Genomic DNA, 19,306 nt, shown 5'->3' on the forward strand with positions numbered 1-19,306 from the left:
CATGGAGACGGTCCTCGACGACCTGGAGGCCGAGAGCGCGGTCGTCCGCGCGATGGTCGCCGATCTCGACGACGCCGCCATCGGCGGCCCCACGCCGGCCGAGGGCTGGACCGTCCGCGACCAGCTCACCCACCTCGCCTGGTTCGACGAGGCGGCCACCCTCGCGGCGACGGACCCGGCGACCTTCCGCACGCGGGCGGACGGGTTGCAGGAGCTCGGGCCCGGCTTCCCCGACCGGATCGCCGCGGACCACGCGGGTCTGCGGGCCGAGGAGGTCCGGGCCTGGTTCGCCGGGGCCCGCGACGCCCTCGTCAGCACCTTCCGCGGCATCGGGCCGAAGACCCGGCTGCCCTGGTACGGGCCGGACATGAGCGCCCTGTCCTCCGTCACCGCCCGGCTGATGGAGACCTGGGCGCACGGCCAGGACGTCGCCGACGCGCTCGGGATGCTCCGGGAGCCGACGGACCGGCTGCGCCACGTCGCCCACCTGGGGGTGCAGACCTTCGGTTTCACCTTCCGCAACAACGGCCGCGAGGTCCCGGAGGCGCCCGTGCGGGTGGAGCTGGTCGCCCCCTCCGGCACGCTGTGGACCTGGGGCCCGGAGGACGCCGCGGACCGGGTCACCGGCTCCGCCCTGGGCTTCTGCCTGGTCGCGACCCAGCGCAGGCACCCCGACGACACCGACGTGGCCACGACCGGGCCGGTCGCCGCCGACTGGATCTCGATCGCCCAGACCTTCGCCAACCCGCCCGGCCCCGGCCGCGCCCCCGGCGCCGTCACCGCGGCGTTCCCCGCCCCGACCCGTACCCCCGCAGGAGGGCCCGCATGACCCGCGCACCGGTGCGCATCGGCAACTGCTCCGGCTTCTACGGCGACCGCATCACCGCCGCGCGGGAGATGGTCGAGGGCGGGCCGATCGACGTGCTGACCGGCGACTACCTCGCCGAGCTGACGATGCTGATCCTCTACAAGGCGCGGCGGAAGGACCCGACCGGCGGCTACGCGAAGACCTTCCTCACCCAGGTCGAGCACGTGCTGGGCACCTGCCTGGACCGCGGCATCAGGATCGTGTCGAACGCGGGCGGGCTCAACCCCGCCGGGCTGGCGTCCGACCTCACCGCCCTGGCGCAGCGGCTCGGCCTCGCCCCGCGGATCGCCTACGTGCACGGCGACGACCTGGTCGACCGGCTCGACGACATCCAGGCCGCCGGGCACACCCTGGCCCACCTCGACACCGGCGTCACGCTCGCCGACGCGGGGGTGAACCCGGTGTCCGCCAACGCCTACCTGGGCGCATGGGGCATCACCGAGGCCCTGCGCGCCGATGCGGACGTCGTCGTCACCGGGCGGGTCACCGATGCCTCCGTGGTCGTCGGCCCCGCCGCGTGGTGGCACGGCTGGGAGCGCACCGACTTCGACGCGATCGCCGGCGCCATGGCCGCCGGGCACGTCATCGAGTGCGGCCCGCAGGCCACCGGCGGGAACTACTCCTTCCTCGAGGAGATCACCGACCGCCGCTACCCCGGCTTCCCGATCGCCGAGGTCGCCGCCGACGGGTCCAGCGTGATCACCAAGCACGCGGACACCGGCGGGCTCGTCTCCCCGGGCACCGTCACCGCCCAGCTGCTCTACGAGATCGGCGAACCCGCCTACCCCGGCCCGGACGCCGTGGCGCACTTCGACTCGCTGCGGCTCACACAGGACGGCGAGCACCGCGTACTGATCTCCGGCACCCGAGGCAGCGCGCCGACCGACCGGCTCAAGGTGGCGCTGAACTACGAGGGCGGCTACCGCAACACCATGACGCTGGTGCTCACCGGCACGAAGATCGAGGAGAAGGCGGCCTGGGCCTCGGAGCAGCTCACCGAGCTGCTCGGCGGCGCGGACCGGTTCCAGGAGCTCGACATCCAGCTGCTGCGCTTCGACCATCCCGACGCACCCACGAACCCGCAGGCGACCGCCCACCTGCGGGTCACCGTCAAGGACCCGGACCGGCGCAAGGTCGGCCGTGCCTTCTCCGACACGACCATGGAACTCGCCCTCGGCGGCTACCCCGGCTTCCACACCACCACCCCGCCCTCGGCCGAGAGCGCCTTCGGCGTGTACTGGCCGTCCCTCGTGCCCGCCTCCGAGGTGGAGCACCTGGTCACGCTGCCCGACGGCACCACGACACCGGTGCCGCACAGCCCGGTCACCGCCGGGGTCCCCGCCCCGGCCGAGCCGGTCGTGCCGGCACCCGTGGCGGGGCCCACCCGGCGGCTGCCGCTGGGCGAGATCGCGGCGGCCCGCTCCGGCGACAAGGGCGGGAACGCGAACATCGGGCTCTGGACCCGCACCGACGACGAGTACGCGTGGCTGCGCGGCCACCTCACCGTCGAGCGCGTCCGCGAGCTGCTGCCGGAGGCCGCCGGGCTGGAGATCCGCCGCTTCGACCTGCCCAACCTGCGCGCGCTGAACATCGTCGTGATCGGGATCCTGGGGGCGGGCGTCGCCTCCGCCACCCGCCCCGACCCTCAGGCAAAGGGGCTGGGCGAGTACCTGCGCAGCCGCCTCGTCGACATCCCCGTCGCCCTGCTGCCCGGCTGACCGGGGCGGCGGCCCCGCGCCGGGTCAGGGGAACATCGCGCGCAGCTCGGGCCGGTCGAGCTTGCCGCTGCCCGTGCGGGGCAGCGCGTCGACGATCTCGATCCGCTTGGGTCCGTGCATCCCCCGCAGGTTCGGGTCGGCGGCGCACCAGGCGGCGATCTGCTCCACGGTGACACCCGGCTTGGTGGGGACGACCACCGCGGTCACCTGCTCGACCCAGCGCTCGTGGGCGGTGCCGATCACCGCGACCTCGGCCAGGTCGGGGTGGGCGGCGAGGTGCTCCTCCACCATCTGCGGGAACACGTTCTCCCCACCCGAGACGATCATGTCGTCGATCCGGTCGACGTAGTACAGGTAGCCGTCCGCGTCCTGCGACATCAGGTCACCGGTGCGGAACCAGCCGTCCGCCGACCACTTCTCCGGGACGTCGATGTTCCAGTAACCCGGGGTGACCGCGTCCCCCCGGACCCAGAGCTCGCCGACGCCCTCGTCCCCCGGGCGCAGGTCCGGGCCGCCGTCGACGGGTACGAGCCGCGTGCGCACGATCTGCTCCAGCGGGGTGCCCATCGAGTCCGGGCGCCGCACGTCGTCCGGGCCGTAGGTGACCACCAGGCCGTTCTGCTCGGTCTGGCCGTAGATCTCCACGCCCGCGATCCCGGTCCCCGCCTCGAGCCGCTCGATCGCGGCCGTGGGGGTGCGGGAACCGCCGAACATGCAGATCCGGAAGGAGTCGAGCACCACCGGCGACCCCACCGTCCGGTTGCCGACGTCGATCATCATCGTGGAGATCAGGCCACCGAAGGTCGGACGCAGCTCCTGCGCCAGCTCCAGCCACCGCACGACGTCCCAGCGCGGCATGAACGTGATCTGCCCGCCGAGCAGCAGCAACGGCAGGCTCGCCAGCTGCAGGCCGCCGACGTGGAACAGCGGCATGCAGTTCAGCACGTGGTCGGCGGCGGTGAGCCGGTAGCGGCCGATGGCGCCCTCCGCCTCGGCGACGAGGTTGCGGTGGGTCTGCCGCACGCCCTTCGGCACCCCGGTCGAGCCCGAGGTGTACATGATGCAGGCGTCCTCGCCGTCGAGCCGGGGCAGCACGTCGGCCGCGGGCTCGTGGGCCGCCAGGGCCGCGGCGAACCCGTCGGTCGTCAGCAGCTCCGGGCACTCGTCGCCCAGCAGCGCGGCGACCCGGTCCCGGTCCGCGGCGGGCAGCACGAGCACCCGCAGCCCGGAGTCGCGCACGACGTGGCGGAGCGCCGCGTCGGGGAACATCCGGTTGAGCGGCACGCCGACCGCGCCGGCCTGCCACGTACCGAGCAGCCCGACCAGGTACTCGGGGCAGTTCGGCAGGAGGAACCCGACCCGCTCCCCCGGCTCGACCCCGGTGTGCCTCAGGTACGCGGCGAAGCGGGCACCGCGTTCGGCGTACCCGGCGTAGTCGACCTCGTCGTCGTCCAGCCGGAGCGCGACGTCCGCCGGGTGGTGGGCCGCACTGCGGCGCAGGAGCGTGGCGATGTTCATCGGCGGGTCCTCCTCGGCCACGACCGCGCTCCGCGCACCCACGCCGTCGTGAGGTGATCAGCTGTTCACTAGCGGAACCTACCGGGAACGACGCGGCACGTCACGTGCCCCGGCGGGCTCCCCGGCGGTCCGTCACGGGTGCCGCAGGCCCCCGGGCGCGTCTGCGCGCGGGGCAACCGGACCGCTGCGGGTGCGGGGACGCCGCTCCCCGGAAATCGGAGCCGCCCGCGGACGGCTGTCGGGGTGTGTGTCCCCCACCGGTCTCCCCGGCCCGCTCGTCGGTCGTCGCGCTGGGGGCGGCCGACGTCGCCCTCGCGCGGGAGCTCGGGGATGGACGTCGTCGGCGGCCTGCGCAACGCCGGGGAGTCGCAGCCGCAGGCGCCCTACCTCGCGCCGTTCCCGGACGGGGTGCTGACGATCGACGAGCTGGAGCCGCTGCCGCTGGGGCGGATCGCGGCGTACCGCCCGGACCGTCGGAGGTGAACGAGCCGAGCCGATGGGGCGCTACGTCTCCGAACCGTCGGACGCCGACGGGGCCACCGACGCCTGACCAGCCGTGCCGCGACCGGGCCCGTCCGGCTGCCGCTCGCGGAGCGAACACAGCAGTCCGTGGAAGACGTTCCAGACGGCTTCCCCGTCCCCCGCACGCCCGGACTCGGCCAGCCACAGAGCGGACTCGTTCATCGCGCCGGACAGCAGCCGGGTCAGCGGCTCGACGGGCTGGGACACGATCACCCCGTCATCGACGAGCTGCTGCAGCGACTCCGCCAGATGACGCGCGGAGGTCTGCTCGTCCAATCGGCGCCACTCCGACCAGCCGAGGACGGCGGGCCCGTCGATGAGCATGATCCGCGACAGCTCCGGGTCGTTGGACACCGAGAGGAACGCCCGGCAGCCGGCGACGAACGAGGTCCAGGGGTCCGCACCGGAGGAGACCGATGTGGACACACGGTCGGCCACCTCCGCCTGGACCTGGGCCAGGACCTCGCGGAACAGGCCGATCTTGCCGTCGAAGCTGTGGTAGAGGGCGCCCTTGGTGACGCCCGCGGCGGCCACGATCTCGGCCAGTCCGACCGCGCCGTAGCCACGCTGCGCGAACAGCGTCCGCGCCTCGTGGATCAAGGCCTTCCGCGTCTGCTCCCGTTGCCGGATCCGCACTCCGGTCATGGACCCTCCCGAACTCGTGTACCGACGGTAGGTGAATATGCACCTGGCCGGCCCGGCCATCACCCCGGGCCTCGGCGCCACGGCACAGCAGATGCTGGGCATCATCGACATCCACGGCTTCATGATCGCCGGCCTGCTCGGCACGATGGGCAGCCTGGGCGACCGCATCGGGCGCCGGGCGGGACATGGCCATCGGGCTGTGGGTCACGATGTTCGCGGTCGGCAGCGCACTCGGCCCGGTGACCGGTGGCGCACTGCGGCAGGTCTTCCGGTGGGCCTCGGTCTTCCTGATCGCGGTCCCGGTCGTGCGCTGCTGCTCGTCGCCGGGCCGCTGCTGGTGGCGGAGTACCGCACCCCGGAGGCGGACCCGATCGACCTGGTGAGCGTCGCCCTGTCCCTCGAAGCGATCGTGCCCGTCGCCCACGGCCTCGAGGAGCCGGCGGTCTGCTGATCTCCGTCGTCGGGCCCCTCGGCGAGAGATCGCTCGGCGACGTCCCGGTACGACGGGGGTTCGGCGTGTACGACACCCAGATCCGGGCGCTTCCGTGCCGCGACTACGGCCGTGGCCCGACCGCCCGGGTCGGAGCATCGACGTCACCCTGCCCACCCGGTCGACAGGTACCGACCCGCAGACCCGGTGCGGATGCCAACCCCTCGCGACCGTCGATCTGCAGTTTGCGGTAGACCCGCGTGAGGTGTCCCTCGACCGCCCGCTGTGACGTCCCCAGCACCGCGGCGATGTCCCGGTTGGTCGCTCCCCCTGCGGCCAGCCGGGCGACACCGAGCTCGGCCGGTGTCAGGGAGGACGAGCCGCCGCGCCGCGGCCGCCCGCCGGCGGCCGCGAGCTCGGTGCGGGCGCGAGCCGCCAGGATCGGGGCGCCGCAGTCGGCTGCCAGCTCCAGCCCGTGCCGCAGCAGGGCACGCGCCTCGCCGGCGGCGCCGTGCGCGCGCATCCGCGCGCCCAGGTCCACCGTGCACCGTGCCCGGTCGAGGGCCAGCGGCGAGGCGCCGAGCTCGGCACGGGCCGAATGCAGCGTCGCGAGTCCCCGCTCCCCGCCCTGCACGAGCCCCAGCACCCGTAGCGCCGCACCGCCGTACCCCTCGGGCCCCCACAGCCGGCACAGCGTGACGTACTCCTCGGCCGCCGCCGTCGCCGCCTCGTGCTCACCGAGCTCGTGGTGGAGCTCGACGGCCCGCCGTCGCCAGTCGAGCACCACCGGGTTGACGATCCCGACAGCCATCAGGCGATGTCCGCACTCCAGCGTCAGCGCGAGCGCCTCGCGGGTCCGCCCGGTCGCCGCGAGGACCGCGGCACGGGCGTCGAGCAGGTAGTTCCACCGCCAGGTCCGGTCGGCGCTGCTCCGGTCGTCGACCGGAGCGAGCAACCGCTCCGCCTCCGCCGTCCGCCCCAGCTCGACCAGGGCCAGTGTCGCCGCGCGGAGCACCATCAACCGGGTCGCACCGGTCAGCACGTCGAGCGAGGCCCGGGCGGCGGCGAGCGCCGCAGGCACCTGCCCGCGCCGCAACAGCAGCATCGCGTCGACCCCGCGCAGGAACGCCTCGACGTCCGTCCGGTGCGTGCGGTGTGCGGCGTCGAGGGTCCGTCGACGGACACCGTCGAGACCGGTGGTGGCCTCGGCCCAGCACAGCAGGCCGAGCGCCGCCACCTGCATCGGGTGCAGGTACGCGTCGTCCTCCAGGTCCGCGGGCATCGCCTCGGCGGTCCGGGCAGCCGCCGTCGCGGCGTCGGTGTGCAGGGCCAGCGCGGAGAAGAGCAGGTGGGCGCTGCGCAGCACGTCGGCGCCGGCTCCCGCCCCCAGCTCGCCGGGATCGGTCCGCGCGACCCAATCCCAGACCCGGGCGGCACCCGAGGGGTCCTCGCAGGCGGCGTGCAGCACCAGCGCCTCCAGCCGCTGGCGCAGCTCACGGTCCTGCCCGCTCGTCCCCGTACCCGCGTCGGCCAGGTCACGCAGGACGTCCTCCAGCAGCGGGGCGAGGTCCACCGCGCCCCCGGGCGACCGGGCGACCGTCCGCGCGAGCAGCTCGGCCCGTTCCCGCGCGCAGGGCACCAGGGACAGCGCCTCGACCAGGTGGCCGCGGGCCGTCGCCGGGGCGGCGACCCGCTCGACGACGCTGAGGTCCACCAGCAGTGCGGCCCGCCGACGGCCGCCCACCGGCCCGGTCAGCGTGTGCTCCAACAGACGTCTCGCCCGTACGCGGTCGCCGCGCTGCTCCGCGCGGGCGGCCGCGACGTGCAGCAGCTCGACCACGCCCCCGTCCCGGGGCGGCCCGGCCGCCAGGTGGTGGTCGGCCACCCGGTCCAGCGGTGCACCCTCGCTGTCGAGCACCCGGGCGGCGCGGGCGTGCAGTCGGCGGCACCGGTCCGCACCGGCGGCCTCGAGAACGGCGGTGCGGGCCGGATCGTGCCCGCACCGGTCCCCGTCGAGCACCCCCAGCTCCACGAGGCGCTCCGCGGCGTGGGCGGCCGCCACGTCGTCCAGCCCGGCCACCCGGGCGCGGGTGCCGGCATCGGCGTCCGGGTCGAGCACGGCGACGGCCCTGGCCAGCTCGACCACGCCGGGCGGTTCGTGGCGCAGCATCGCGGCCAGGCGGTCCCCGGGCGGCGGTGCGCCGCTCCCCGACCGGTCAGGCGATACGATCGGAACCACTCTCCCGGAGCCGGCGGAGCGCCGCGCGGCCCGGCACCCCCAGCTTGCGGTAGACGCCGGTCAGGTGCTTCTCCACGGCCCGGACGCTGACGGCGAGGTCAGCGGCGATCTCGTGGTTGGTCAGGCCGCGGGAGGCGCGCGTCGCGACCCGTTCCTCGGACCGGGTCAGCGCGGCGGAGGCACGGGAGGTGGGCCGGTGTCCGGGTACGGGCGTCCCGACGGTGTCGTGCAGGCGCGGCGGCGGTCCCGCCGGGTCCCCGGTCCGGGGCGGGAGGTCACCGGGTCCCGGCGGGGCGCGGTGTGCGGTCAGCGCCCTGGTCGCGCGCTCGGCCTCCGACCGGTCCCCCGAGGTCCGCAGGACGATGGTCGCCTGTTCGAGGAGTTCCGCGCCCCGGTGGGTCCCGCCCAGCTGCCCGAGCATCCGCAGGGCCCGGCCCAGCTGTGCCGGTGCCCCCCAGCGGCGTGCCCGCGCCAGCTCCTGCTCGGCGAGTGCCCGGGCCTCGGCCCTGCGGCCGCGCTCGGCCAGGATCTCGACCGCCCACGGACGCCACGGCACGGGGGTGGCGGTCCATCCCGCCTGGTCGAACCGGCGGCCGGCGTCGAGGCAGTACTCCAGCGCGGTCTCCGCGTCGCCGGCCTCGGCGGCCACCCGGGCCCGCAACATCTGCAGGCAGGCCCCGAATCCCGGGGGGACCGACGGCGTCGCGCCGTACCGGGCCAGCACCCGGTCCGCCCCGGGCCCGTGCGGCACCGCGGTCAGCACCGGGGCCAGCACCGTCCCGGGCAGCAGCGAGTCGTCGGCCAGCTCGTCGACCAGCTCGACCGCCGACCGCACCTGCTCGGCGGCCTCCTCGACGCGACCGGAGCACACGAGGACCGCGGCGAGCTCGGCGTGCAGCACCGCCTCGACCACCGGAGCGCGCTCGGCCCGCGCCTGTTCGAGCGCGACCGACAGCCAGGACGGGAGGTCCTCGACCGCGTCGGCCATGCACAGACAGGTCACCAGCATCCCGACCGTGCTGTGGACGTGGTCCGACGACGCCGGCTCACGGGCCAGGACCGCCCGGCAGGCGGCGGCCACCACGCTCGCCGGCCGGTGTCCGCCGACGGCGGCGGAGTGCAGCAGGACGCAGGCGAGCTCCCGCTCCCCCGGGGTCCGGATCGGTAGCCCGTCCGGGAGTGCCTCGAGTTCGTCGAGCCGGGCCGCGGCGGCGGACAGCCCGGCACGGGTGTGCTTGTCGACGTAGTGCAGACGGGCCTCGACCCGTAGGGCGAGCTCGCAGATCTCCGTGTCCCCGGTGCCCCCGTACCGGCCCAGCTCCTCGGCCACCCCCCGCAGCAGCGCGATCACCGGCGGCGCGGCGCCCTCCAGCGCGAGCGGGGTCACCCGGCACAACGCCGCGGCCCGTTCCCGCAGCGACCCGAGCAACGGCACTGCCTGGACGATCCGGCGCAGGGCGAGACCGGTGTCGCGCGAGCGCTCGAGGCCCGCCAAGTCGAGCAGCACGGCGGCCCGCCCCGGCTCGTCCGGTCCGGCGAGCAGGGCGTGTCGCAGATAGCGGACGGCGGTCCACGACTCTCCGCGCCGCACCGCGGTCCCCGCCGCGTCGCGGAGCGCCTCGACCGTCCAGGCCGGAGCCGCCCCGCCGACCGTGAGAAGGTGCGCGGCGATCCGGTCGGACGGCGCGCCCGCGTCCCGCAGCATCCGGGCGGCACGCAGGTGCAGATCGCGGCGCTGGTGCGAGGACTGGACGACTCCGAGGGCGGCGCCGACGAGGCCGTGGCGCAGCCGGTGGCCCTCGGGCCCGGTGAGCCCCATGCTGCGGGTGACGGCACCGGCCACGGCGAGATCGGTCGCGTCCAGCTCGGCGAGCCGGGCCAGCATCACGTCGTCGGCCTTCTCCCCCGCGACGGCGACCGCAGCGAGGTACCGGCGCTCGGTGGCGGGCAGCCGTCGCACGGCGTGGGCGAACCGGTCCCGCAGCCGTGCCGGCGCGGCGCCGGCCACCCGACGCGCCGGCGGCTCCGTGGTGCACTGCGGCCGGGCGGCGAGCTCCTCCAGTACGCAGGTGAGGTGGAGCGGGTTCCCCTCCGTGGCCGCGGACAGCGCGGCCACGAGCTCCGGGGTCGCGTCCCGCCCGAGTGCCGCCCGGGCCGTCACCGAGATCGCCTCGTCCGAGAGGGGACCGAGCGGCCGCACCGCGTCGGCCACCGCCGCGAGCTCCGTCGGGAATCCCCCGGTGGCGCCGCCGTGTCGGGTACCGCCGTCGTGTCCGGCATCGCCGTCGAGCACCGTGAGGACCACCGCCACGCGCAGGCAGGCCCGCGGGCAGCACAGGCGGGCCAGCCAGCGCAGCGACCGGGCGTCACAGCGGGCCGCGTCGTCGACGAGCAGGAGCACCGGTGCGACCGCCGCGCGACCGGCGAGCGCGGCGGAGAGGGCGCCGGTGTCGTCCCCGTCGGGCTCTCCGCAGGGGGACGAGGGGCCGGGACCGCCGCACGCGGCGAGCAGTTCGCGCGCGGTGCCCAGCGGGATGCCACCCTCCTCGTCGGTGCCCCCGGCTCGCGCGACCTGCATCCCGTGGGCGGCGCCCCGGCGCGCGCACTCCTCGAGCAGTGCGGTGCGCCCGATGCCGATCGGGCCGGTGAACACGAGCAGGCTCGTCGTGCCGCCGACGGCACGCGCGAGCGCGCCGTCGACCTCCGCCAGGTCGCCGGCGCGGCCGAGCAGCACCGGACGGGGCATCAGCGACGGCCCCGCAGTCGGACGACGGGCTCGCGGAGCACCGCGCGGTCCGCCCGACGGACGGCTCCCCAGGGTGGGCCCCCGACACTCATACGACCTCCGTCCGACGGACGAGCACGCGATTCGGTGATCATTTTACGCCGGTGCGTCGTGGAACGGAGCACCACCACGGAATTCGTCGGGAAACACCCAGTTCCTCCTCCGTGGACCTGCCCGGGTTCGATCCACGCAGTGGATACTGGTGGTATCCGGGCGACATCGGCGGCATAGTCCTTCCTCGATGACGATCGGGGACGGCCAACATGAACGCATCATGTCGGGAATGCGACGGACCGGCGACGTGGCCGGTCCCGGACTCGTGGGCCGAGCCCGTCCGACACCGAGGGGGATCGACGTGGAACCCGTTCCGGGACTGACCGTCCGGGTGCTCGACACCGGCTGGATGGAGCTGGGCCATCCGAGCCGGTGCGACCGCCTGCTGTGCGACGAGGTCGGCACCGCCATGTGGCTCGCGCTGTGCCGGACGGCGTGGAACCTCGGCGACGCGGCCGCCCACCTGGCCGACCTCTGGGACACCGACCCCTGGGCGATGCGGGACATGATGGACGACTGGCTGGACGACCTGCGCGAAGCCGGCCTCGTCCGGTACTGACGCGACGCCCGGTGCCGCCGGGGCGGTCGTTGCGGCATCGCACGGACGGGCACCCCGGTTGTCCCGCGGACGTCGCTCGCACCCGTGCGAACCACGGTCGGGACCAGCAGAACCCCAGCACCCACACCCCACACCGTAGTGATCTAGATCACATACCGCACCACACCCCACCGAACCCCCGCACTCCGGCGGCCACAGTGTTAAGCGCTTACGCTCCGCTGCCGTTGACCCCTGTCGAGCGGCCCCCATACGGTCGAATCGGTTATCGAGAACGGCTACCGCGACTGTCCGGTCCGCTCCCGGAACAGCGTGTTCCGTTGAACTTCGGGGAGTAATTCGATGCGAGTCCTGCCCTATGACGGCGACACCACCGAGCGCATTTCCCAGGAATCCACCAGTGCCTGCATGGTATCGCTCGACCGAGGCCTGCGCGTCGTCGCGGCGAACCAGGAGATGTTCCGCCGGATGTGCGACATCGGTTCCGGCGACGTGTGCGGATCGGCGTTCTGCGACCTCCTCGACGGAAGCATCCGTACCCGTGTCCGGCACCAGATGGAACGGTTGCTGGACGGTCAGCAGCCCCGTTTCCAGGAGCGGTCGGTCGCGATCGCCGGGGCCGGCTCGTCGCTGCGGGGCGACCTGATGGCGACCGCGATCGCGCGGAACGCGGGCCGGGTCGAGGGGGTCGTCGTCGTCCTGCGTACCGGGGACGCCGAGCCGTCCACGGCCTGGAGCGGACCACGCCGGATCCTGTCGGACATGGACGCCAAGATCCTGGAGGGGGTCGCCTCCGGTGCCTCCACCGTGCAGCTGGCCTCCACCCTGTTCCTCAGCCGCGGCGGCGTCGAGTACCACGTGACCGCCCTGCTCCGGAAGATGCGGGTCAAGAACCGGCCTGCGCTGATCTCCAAGGCCTACTCGATGGGTTTCTTCGAGCTGGGTTCGTGGCCGCCCCAGGTCGTGCCCGATCACGTGAAGTGACTGCTCGACCCGACGACGTCCCGAGGCGAGAGGTGAGAACATGACCGCCACCGACGACATCCGGACGACCGCGGACCTGCGGTCGCGGGTGGCCGAGCTGCACGCGGCCCGCGAGCAGATCCGCTCCGGCCCGTCCAGCGCCGCGACCGAGCAGCAGCACGCCCGCGGCAAGCTGACCGTGCACGAGCGCCTCGCGATGCTGCTCGACGAGGGCAGCTTCCGTGAGATCGAGCAGTTCCGCAGGCACCGCGCCACCGGCTTCGGTCTGGAGGACCGCCGTCCGCACACCGACGGCGTCGTGACCGGCTGGGGCACCATCGACGGCCGCACCGTGTTCGTCTACGCCCACGACTTCCGGATCTTCGGCGGTTCGCTCGGCGAGGCGCACGCCACGAAGATCCACAAGGTGATGGATCTGGCGGAGTCCGCCGGCGCACCGTTGATCAGCCTGAGCGACGGCGCGGGCGCCCGGATCCAGGAGGGCGTCACCGCGCTGGCCGGCTACGGCGGCATCTTCCGCCGCAACGTGCGGGCCTCCGGCGTCGTCCCGCAGATCAGCGTCATGCTCGGCCCGTGTGCCGGGGGCGCGACCTACTCGCCCGCCCTCACCGACTACGTGTTCATGGTCCGCGACATCGCCCAGATGTACATCACCGGACCGGACGTGGTGTCCGCCGTGACCGGTGAGGAGATCACGCACGAGGAACTCGGCGGCGCCGAGGTGCACGCCACGGAGTCGGGGGCGGGCGCCTTCGTCTACGACGACGAGGAGTCCTGCTTCGCCGACGTGCGGCACCTCGTGTCGCTGCTGCCGTCGAACAACCGCGAGCAGCCGCCCGTGGCCCCCACCGCCGACCCACCGGACCGGGCCACCCCGTCGCTGCTCGACATCGTCCCGGCCGACACCACCCGCGCCTACGACATGCGGGACGTGATCGCCGAGGTGGTCGACGACGGCGACCTGTTCGAGGTGCACGCCAACTGGGCCACCAACATCGTGTGCGGTCTGGCCCGGCTCGACGGGCACACGGTCGGGATCGTGGCGAACCAGCCGGCCTCGCTGGCCGGGGTGCTCGACATCCACGCCTCGGAGAAGGCGGCCCGGTTCGTCTCCACCTGTGACTCGTTCAGCATCCCGCTGGTCACCCTCGTCGACGTGCCGGGTTTCCTGCCCGGCGGCGACCAGGAGCGCGGGGGGATCATCCGGCACGGCGCCAAGCTGCTCTACGCCTACTGCGCGGCCACCGTCCCGCGGGTCCAGCTCATCCTGCGCAAGGCCTACGGTGGCGCCTACATCGTCATGGACTCGCGCTCGATCGGAGCGGACCTGTCCCTCGCCTGGCCGACCAACGAGATCGCGGTGATGGGCGCCGAGGCCGCGGCCAACGTCGTCTTCCGGCGCGAGATCGCCGCCGCGCCCGACCCCGAGATCGCCCGAGCCCAGCGGATCAAGCAGTACCGCAACGACCTCATGCATCCCTACTACGCCGCCGAGGCCGGTCTCGTCGACGACGTGATCGACCCCTCCGACACGCGCGCGGTCCTCGTCGACGCGCTGTCGATGCTGCGTGCCAAGCGCGCCGAGCTGCCGGTCCGCAAGCACGGCAACCCGCCGACGTGACCACCGCGGCGGGCCCCGGACCGCGGATCCTGATCACCGGTGGCAACCCGACCCCGGCCGAGGTGGCCGCCGTGACCGTGGCGCTGTGCACCCTGGCCGGACGGAGCCGGGTCGCCGCGGGACCCCACCGGCACCGGCGGGCCGCGTCCTGGCCGGGTGCGGACGGCTACCGGGCCCCGACGAGCTGGTCCGGCCAGGGCGGGTACCAGGCGCCCGCGAGCTGGACCGCGCGCACGTGACGAGCGCCGCCCCCGGCACCGGGAGCGGCGGTCAGTCCGCCCCCCGAAGCGCACTGCGCCCGCTGACCCCGAGCTTACGGTAGGCGCTGGTCAGCCGTTTCTCCACGGCCCGGCGGCTGACCCCCAGCTCCTCGGCGATCATCTTGTTGGTCGCCCCGCCGACCACCCGGTCCACCACCTGCCGCTCGGCGTCGGTCAGGGCGTCGACGACGCGCCACGCTGCGGACTCCTCCCCGTCGTCGCCGGTACCGGCCGCCGGCTCGACCGTCGGTACCGGCGTCGCGGTGTCCGGGTCCCCGGCCCCGGCCTCCTCGAGGCGGCGCAGACCCCGGCGCAGCAGCGCCTCGCCCTCGGGGGCGCCCGTGCCGGCGAGGTGTCGCCCCAGCGCGATCTCGGCGCGACCGAGCGCGGCCGTGTCCGCCGAGTCCCTGAGCACCTCGACGGCCTCCCTCAGCTGGGTCGCGCCCGCGGCCCCGCCGACGAGCGAGCCCCGCACCCGCAGGGCACGCCCGAGTGCGGCGGGGGCGCCCCACGCCCGCGCCAGTGCCAGCTCCTCGTCGGCCCATTCCAGCGCGGCCCCCGTCGCACCACGGCGGCGCAGCAGCCGGGCCGCCCAGCTCCGCCACGGGAACAGGGCCGGGTTGGACCAGCCGAGGTGCTCCAGGTGTCGCCCGCAGTCGAGCAGGCACTCCAGCGCCAGGTCCTGCCGGTCCGCACGCAGCGCGCCGGCCGCGCGCACGAGCTGGTGGGTCGCGTGCGCGACCAGACCACCGCCGGGCGGCCGCCCGGCGGGCTCCGGGCCGAGTGCCGGCGCCCGGGCCTCGATCGCCGCGGCGATCAGCGCGGTGTGGAAGGCGGCCGATGCGGGGACCCCGCGCTCACGCAGGACCCCACCGGGCAGCGCCGCCGCCGCCGCGGGCCGCCCGCGGGCCAGCAGGACCAGGGCGAGCTCGTCGGCGGTGGCCGCCGCGGGCGATGTCGGGTCGGGGACCAGCCAGTCCTCCAGCGGCCGCGGCCGGTCGGCGGCGACGAGGGCGAGCACCAGCAGGCCACGTGGCCCGTCGCCCGGCGGGATGCCGTGCGGGGGCCGCACCTCGCGCGCCGGTGTGATCCGCAGCAGGCGTTCCCCGAGGTGGGCGACGTCGGCCGCCGGTACCCCGCCGGTCAGCGCCGCGGCGTGCAGCAGCACGCCGACCAGCTCGCGACCGGCCGCGGTGCTGAGGTGCTCGTCCGGTGCGGCCACGACCTCGCGCAGCAGCGCGCAGGACCGGGCCAGCCCCTCCGGGTGCTGCTCGTCCAGCCGCCGGGCGCGGGCACGGATCCGGACGGCCACCGTGCACTCGTCGTCGACGACCGGGTCCGTTCCGGCGTCGGCCGCACGGACCGCCTCCTGGACCCGCGCCGGCACCTCCCGCACCGTCGACGGGTCGATCAGGGTGAGCGCGACCGCCCGGTCCTGCGGCGAGGCGAGCAGCGGCAGCGCCTGGGACACGTGCCGGACGGCGGTGCCGGGCTCGGTGAACCGCTCCGCCGCGGCCAGCTCGACCAGCAGGGCCCCGCGCTCGTGGCCACGCACGTCGCTGTCGAGCAGGGCCCGGCGCAGGTACCGGACCGCGACCGGGTCGTCGTCGTGGTCGTCGGCCGTGTCCGGGCGGAGCGCGGTCGTCGTCTGGTGGGCCGCGGCCCGCAGGACCTCGACGGCCCAGCCGTCGAGCGGGGCGGCGACCGCGAGCAGGTGCGCGGCCACCTCCTGGGCGTGGTGCCCGGTCTCGTGCAGCAGCCGCGCCGCGCGCAGGTGCAGCCGCTCGCGCTCGGCGGGGTCGGCGGCGACGTCGCGGACCAGCGGGTGGGTGAACCCGGTGTGGTCGTCGGTGAGCAGACCCTGTTCGGTCAGCTGCCCCTGCACCGCACGCAGGCCGTGCGGGTCCAGCTCCGCCAGCCGCGCCACGACCGCCGGATCGGCGGCGGGCCCGAGCACGGCCAGGGCGCCCAGGTACCGGCGCGCCGCGTCGTCCTGTGCCCGCAGGCACCGGGCGAAGCGCTCCCGCAGGCCGGCCGGCCGGGCCGAGCGCACGGCGGGGACGCACGCCGCGACCGGGCCACCGCCGGCCGCGACGACCTCGTCGAGCACGGCGCGCAGCACCGACGGCACACCTCCCGAGACCTCCTCGCACACCTGCAGGAACTCCGGGTCGCCCGCGCGACCGAAGCGCCCGGCGACCATCCCGCGGACCGCGGCGGGTCCCAGCGGCCGGGACCGCAGCGGTACGGCGGACCCGGCCAGACCGCGTACCGGCGGCCGCCCGGCGCCCGGGTCGCCGTGCAGGGTGGTGCCGACGAAGGACACGGGCAGGTCCGGGATCCGCGCGACGAGCCGGTTCAGCCACCGCAGCGACGCCGTGTCCGCCCACTGGAGATCGTCGACCAGCACCAGGACCGGCCGTTCGGCGCCCACGGTCGCCAACAACGCCTGCAGCTCGCGCACCCGGTCCTGCTCCTCGTGGGTCTCCGCCGGGTCGAGCGGTTCCGCCGCGAGCGCCGCGGGCAGCCTCCCGCCGGACGCCGCCAGCCACCGGGTGCGGGCGTCCGCGCCCGCGGCGGCGAGGAGCGGGTCGAACAGCTGCCGGGCGACGCCGAACTCGAAGTCGCGCTCGACGAGCGCCGACGCGGCCCGCAGCACCGTCAGCCCGGCCCTGCCCGCCGCGACCCCCACCGCGTCGAGCAGGGCGGTCCGGCCGCTGCCGACACCGCCGCCGACGACGACGGCCGCGCCGCTCCCGTCGGCGGCCCGGGTGACGGCGTCGCGCAGGGTGCCCAGCTCCCGGTCACGGCCGTGCAGCACGCGCCACCCCGTCCCCGAGCGGCTCCCCGACGGCGGTGGGCTCGGCGTCCAGCCCGGCCAGGACTGCCTCGGCCGCCGCGACCGGGGCCGGCGCGCCCCACCGGAGCGCCAGCCGGAGCTCGTCGGCGGCCAACCGGCGGGCGGCCGCGGGCGACCCACAGGCCAGCAGCGAGGTCGCCGCCGCGGACCGCCACGGCGCCAGGACCGGATTGACCCGGCCCCGGTCCAGCAGCAGCCGACCGCACCCCATGTAGTGCTCCACCGCGTCGCGGTGGCGGCCCTGCACCGACCGCACGCGCCCCCGCGCGTACTCCAGCAGGGCCGCACCGGGCCGTACTCCCCCGGCGGCGAGGTCGGCGAAGGCCGCGGCGTCGGCAGCCTCCACGTCGGGCTCCGCCAGGTGCACCAGCACCCGGGCGGCCCCGGCGAGCGGGTCGGGCCCGTCGGAGGAGACCGGGGCGACGGCGGCGGCCCGCAGGTCCCGTCGTGCGCCGTCGAGGTCCCCCGTCCGCAGCTCGACCAGTGCCGACACCGCGAGTACGGCGGGCGGGACCGGGCGCTCCCGGGTGATCTCGAGCAGGAGGTGGTGCATCGCCTCGCCCGCCTCGTCGGCACAGCCCACGGCGTCGAGGGTGAGCGCCGCGACCACCTGCGGTATCGCCGGGAGGACGCCGCTCGGGCCGGTCAGCGTGGCGCGGGCCAGCCGGGTGGCACGGTCCCGGTCGCGGCCGCGCAGGACCAGCGACCACGCGGTGGTCCCGCGGGCGACCGGACCGTCGTCGTCGGAGCCGGCTGCCGCCGTGGCGACCGGGCCGTGCAGCACGGTCCGCCGGTCGAAGCCGAGCTCGTCGGTCAGCCGGGACAACGACAGCAGGTCCGCCCGCGCCGGCGCGTCCTCCGGACATCGACGGACCGCGATGTCCAGCGCCTGCCGGGCCGCACCGACCTCCCCGGCGGACAGCAGCAGGTCGACCGCTCGGGCCCCGTACCGGCTCGCCGCCGGGTCGGTGTCCAGGGTGATCCGCGAGAGCACCCGCGCGGCCGTACCGGGCGCGGTGTGCGAGCGCGACAGCGCCAGCTCCACCAGCAGCGCCCCGCGGAGCGGGTCCGGCAGGGGCTCCTGCAGCGCGCGCTCGGCAGCCGCGGCGGCGTCGGCGGGCCGGTCCTCGGCCCGGTGCCGGACCGCGACCCGGTGCAGGAGCTCGGCCGCCCAGGGCTCGCCGAGCGCGGGAGCGTCGAGCAGGGCGCGGGCGATGCGCTCCTCGGGCAGCCCGGCCCGCGCCGCGAGGCCGGCGGCGGAGCCGAACAGCGCCCTCCGGTGCCCCGGCTCGATGCCGGCCAGGACGACGTCGGTGACGCTGCGGTCGGCGGGCAGCGCGTGGTCGGTGCCGCGGACCAGGCCGGTGGCGGCCAGCGCTGCCCGGGCCCCGGCACCGGTGGACGCTACGGGGCCGCCGACCCGGTGTCGCACCGGCTGCAGCTCGGATCCGCACACCGCCGCCGCGCGCAACGCCTCGACCAGGGCGGGGGGCAGCCCGTCGAGGACCCGGGCGACGTGGTCGCGCCGGGCGGTGGCCGCGCGACGCACCAGCTCCGGCACGGCGGCCGCGGTCGGGGGCACCGCGCGGTCGAGCCCGGCCAGGGTCGCCCGCAGCACCGCCGGGTTGCCGCCGGTGCAGCGACGGGCGAGGACGGTGAAAGCGCGGTCGGGAGGCGTCGGGTACTCGGCGGTGACCACCTCCCGCACCGCGCCGAGGGAGAGCGGCCCCGTCCGCAGCACGACGTCCGACGGGCCGGTCGGCGAGACGGCCCAGCCGAGACCGTCGTGCGTGCCGTTCAGGGCGACCAGAAGACCGACCGGCGCCTCGCGCCGTCGCCGGAGCAGCATCTGCAGCCACTGTCCCGTGTCCTCGTCGGCCCAGTGCAGGTCGTCGACGACCAGGAGCACCGGGCCGGTGCGGGCGAGGTCGAGCACAGCACGGCACCACTCGTACAGGACGTCGGCGCCCACCGGCCCCGACCGGGGCGGCGCGGGTACCGGGCCGAGCCGCTCGACCAGGCCGTGGCCCGTCGCGAGCGGGCACCCGGTCTCGGTGGGGACGGCCCGCGCGGACAGCACCCGTACCGCGCGGTCGGCGGCACGCCCCGACGCACGGCGGAGCAGGGCCGAGCGCCCCGTACCGGGCTCGCCGGTGACCGCGACGAACGGCGATCCCCCCGCCACCAGCGCGTCGAGGGCGCGGTCGAGCTCGGCGCAGGCGGCGTCCCGTTCGCGCAACACGCCG

14 protein-coding genes are annotated in these 19,306 nt (G+C 75.7%); 8 read left to right on the top strand and 6 right to left on the bottom strand.

The window, feature by feature from the left end:
- Position 1: 1 nt before the first annotated feature.
- Positions 2-829, top strand: a complete 828-nt coding sequence (locus ATL51_RS06070) for a TIGR03084 family metal-binding protein (protein WP_322789656.1) — start codon at positions 2-4, stop codon at positions 827-829.
- Positions 826-2,586: an acyclic terpene utilization AtuA family protein gene (locus tag ATL51_RS06075; RefSeq protein WP_100877964.1), complete on the top strand. Its 1,761-nt coding sequence runs from the start codon at positions 826-828 to the stop codon at positions 2,584-2,586. Before ATL51_RS06070 ends, ATL51_RS06075 begins: the two co-directional genes overlap by 4 nt.
- A 24-nt stretch (positions 2,587-2,610) precedes the next feature.
- On the opposite strand, the gene ATL51_RS06080 is transcribed toward ATL51_RS06075, so the two are convergent.
- Positions 2,611-4,125: a class I adenylate-forming enzyme family protein gene (locus ATL51_RS06080; RefSeq protein WP_301548919.1), complete on the bottom strand. Its 1,515-nt coding sequence runs from the start codon at positions 4,123-4,125 to the stop codon at positions 2,611-2,613.
- A gap of 309 nt (positions 4,126-4,434) precedes the next feature.
- Between ATL51_RS06080 and ATL51_RS28015 the strand changes: the two genes are divergently transcribed.
- Positions 4,435-4,587 (top strand): hypothetical protein, encoded by a 153-nt coding sequence (locus tag ATL51_RS28015; protein WP_157818237.1) that lies wholly within the window; start codon positions 4,435-4,437, stop codon positions 4,585-4,587.
- A gap of 21 nt (positions 4,588-4,608) precedes the next feature.
- Here ATL51_RS28015 and ATL51_RS06085 read toward each other — a convergent pair whose 3' ends face one another.
- Complete coding sequence (locus tag ATL51_RS06085; RefSeq protein ID WP_100877965.1) at positions 4,609-5,271, bottom strand: TetR/AcrR family transcriptional regulator; 663 nt, start codon at positions 5,269-5,271, stop codon at positions 4,609-4,611.
- 31 nt (positions 5,272-5,302) lie between these two features.
- Between ATL51_RS06085 and ATL51_RS06090 the strand changes: the two genes are divergently transcribed.
- Positions 5,303-5,722 carry a hypothetical protein gene (locus ATL51_RS06090; protein ID WP_157818238.1) on the top strand — a complete coding sequence of 140 codons (420 nt, stop codon included), beginning with the start codon at positions 5,303-5,305 and terminating at the stop codon, positions 5,720-5,722.
- A gap of 103 nt (positions 5,723-5,825) precedes the next feature.
- On the opposite strand, the gene ATL51_RS06095 is transcribed toward ATL51_RS06090, so the two are convergent.
- Positions 5,826-7,871, bottom strand: a complete 2,046-nt coding sequence (locus tag ATL51_RS06095; protein WP_100877967.1) for a helix-turn-helix domain-containing protein — start codon at positions 7,869-7,871, stop codon at positions 5,826-5,828.
- Positions 7,872-7,917: 46 nt separating this feature from the next.
- The gene (locus ATL51_RS06100; protein WP_100877968.1) at positions 7,918-10,686 is read right to left on the bottom strand and encodes a LuxR C-terminal-related transcriptional regulator; all 2,769 of its coding nucleotides are present in this window, start codon (positions 10,684-10,686) and stop codon (positions 7,918-7,920) included.
- Positions 10,687-11,080: 394 nt separating this feature from the next.
- Between ATL51_RS06100 and ATL51_RS06105 the strand changes: the two genes are divergently transcribed.
- The 4 genes from ATL51_RS06105 to ATL51_RS06120 all read left to right on the top strand — a co-directional run bounded on the left by ATL51_RS06105 (position 11,081) and on the right by ATL51_RS06120 (position 14,179).
- Positions 11,081-11,338: a PqqD family protein gene (locus tag ATL51_RS06105; protein WP_139282759.1), complete on the top strand. Its 258-nt coding sequence runs from the start codon at positions 11,081-11,083 to the stop codon at positions 11,336-11,338.
- 339 nt (positions 11,339-11,677) lie between these two features.
- Complete coding sequence (locus ATL51_RS06110; protein WP_073575121.1) at positions 11,678-12,319, top strand: helix-turn-helix transcriptional regulator; 642 nt, start codon at positions 11,678-11,680, stop codon at positions 12,317-12,319.
- 40 nt (positions 12,320-12,359) lie between these two features.
- Positions 12,360-13,940 carry an acyl-CoA carboxylase subunit beta gene (locus ATL51_RS06115; RefSeq protein WP_100877969.1) on the top strand — a complete coding sequence of 527 codons (1,581 nt, stop codon included), beginning with the start codon at positions 12,360-12,362 and terminating at the stop codon, positions 13,938-13,940.
- Positions 13,937-14,179 carry an acyl-CoA carboxylase epsilon subunit gene (locus ATL51_RS06120; RefSeq protein WP_100877970.1) on the top strand — a complete coding sequence of 81 codons (243 nt, stop codon included), beginning with the start codon at positions 13,937-13,939 and terminating at the stop codon, positions 14,177-14,179. Before ATL51_RS06115 ends, ATL51_RS06120 begins: the two co-directional genes overlap by 4 nt.
- Positions 14,180-14,210: 31 nt before the next feature.
- On the opposite strand, the gene ATL51_RS06125 is transcribed toward ATL51_RS06120, so the two are convergent.
- Together ATL51_RS06125 and ATL51_RS06130 are read right to left on the bottom strand one after the other, a co-directional pair.
- Complete coding sequence (locus ATL51_RS06125) at positions 14,211-17,021, bottom strand: AAA family ATPase (RefSeq protein ID WP_167409968.1); 2,811 nt, start codon at positions 17,019-17,021, stop codon at positions 14,211-14,213.
- Complete coding sequence (locus ATL51_RS06130) at positions 17,005-19,302, bottom strand: ATP-binding protein (RefSeq protein WP_167409969.1); 2,298 nt, start codon at positions 19,300-19,302, stop codon at positions 17,005-17,007. The genes ATL51_RS06125 and ATL51_RS06130 overlap by 17 nt, the downstream gene beginning before the upstream one ends.
- Positions 19,303-19,306 lie beyond the last annotated feature (4 nt).

This window comes from Pseudonocardia alni, from assembly GCF_002813375.1.
GTDB lineage: Bacteria > Actinomycetota > Actinomycetes > Mycobacteriales > Pseudonocardiaceae > Pseudonocardia > Pseudonocardia alni.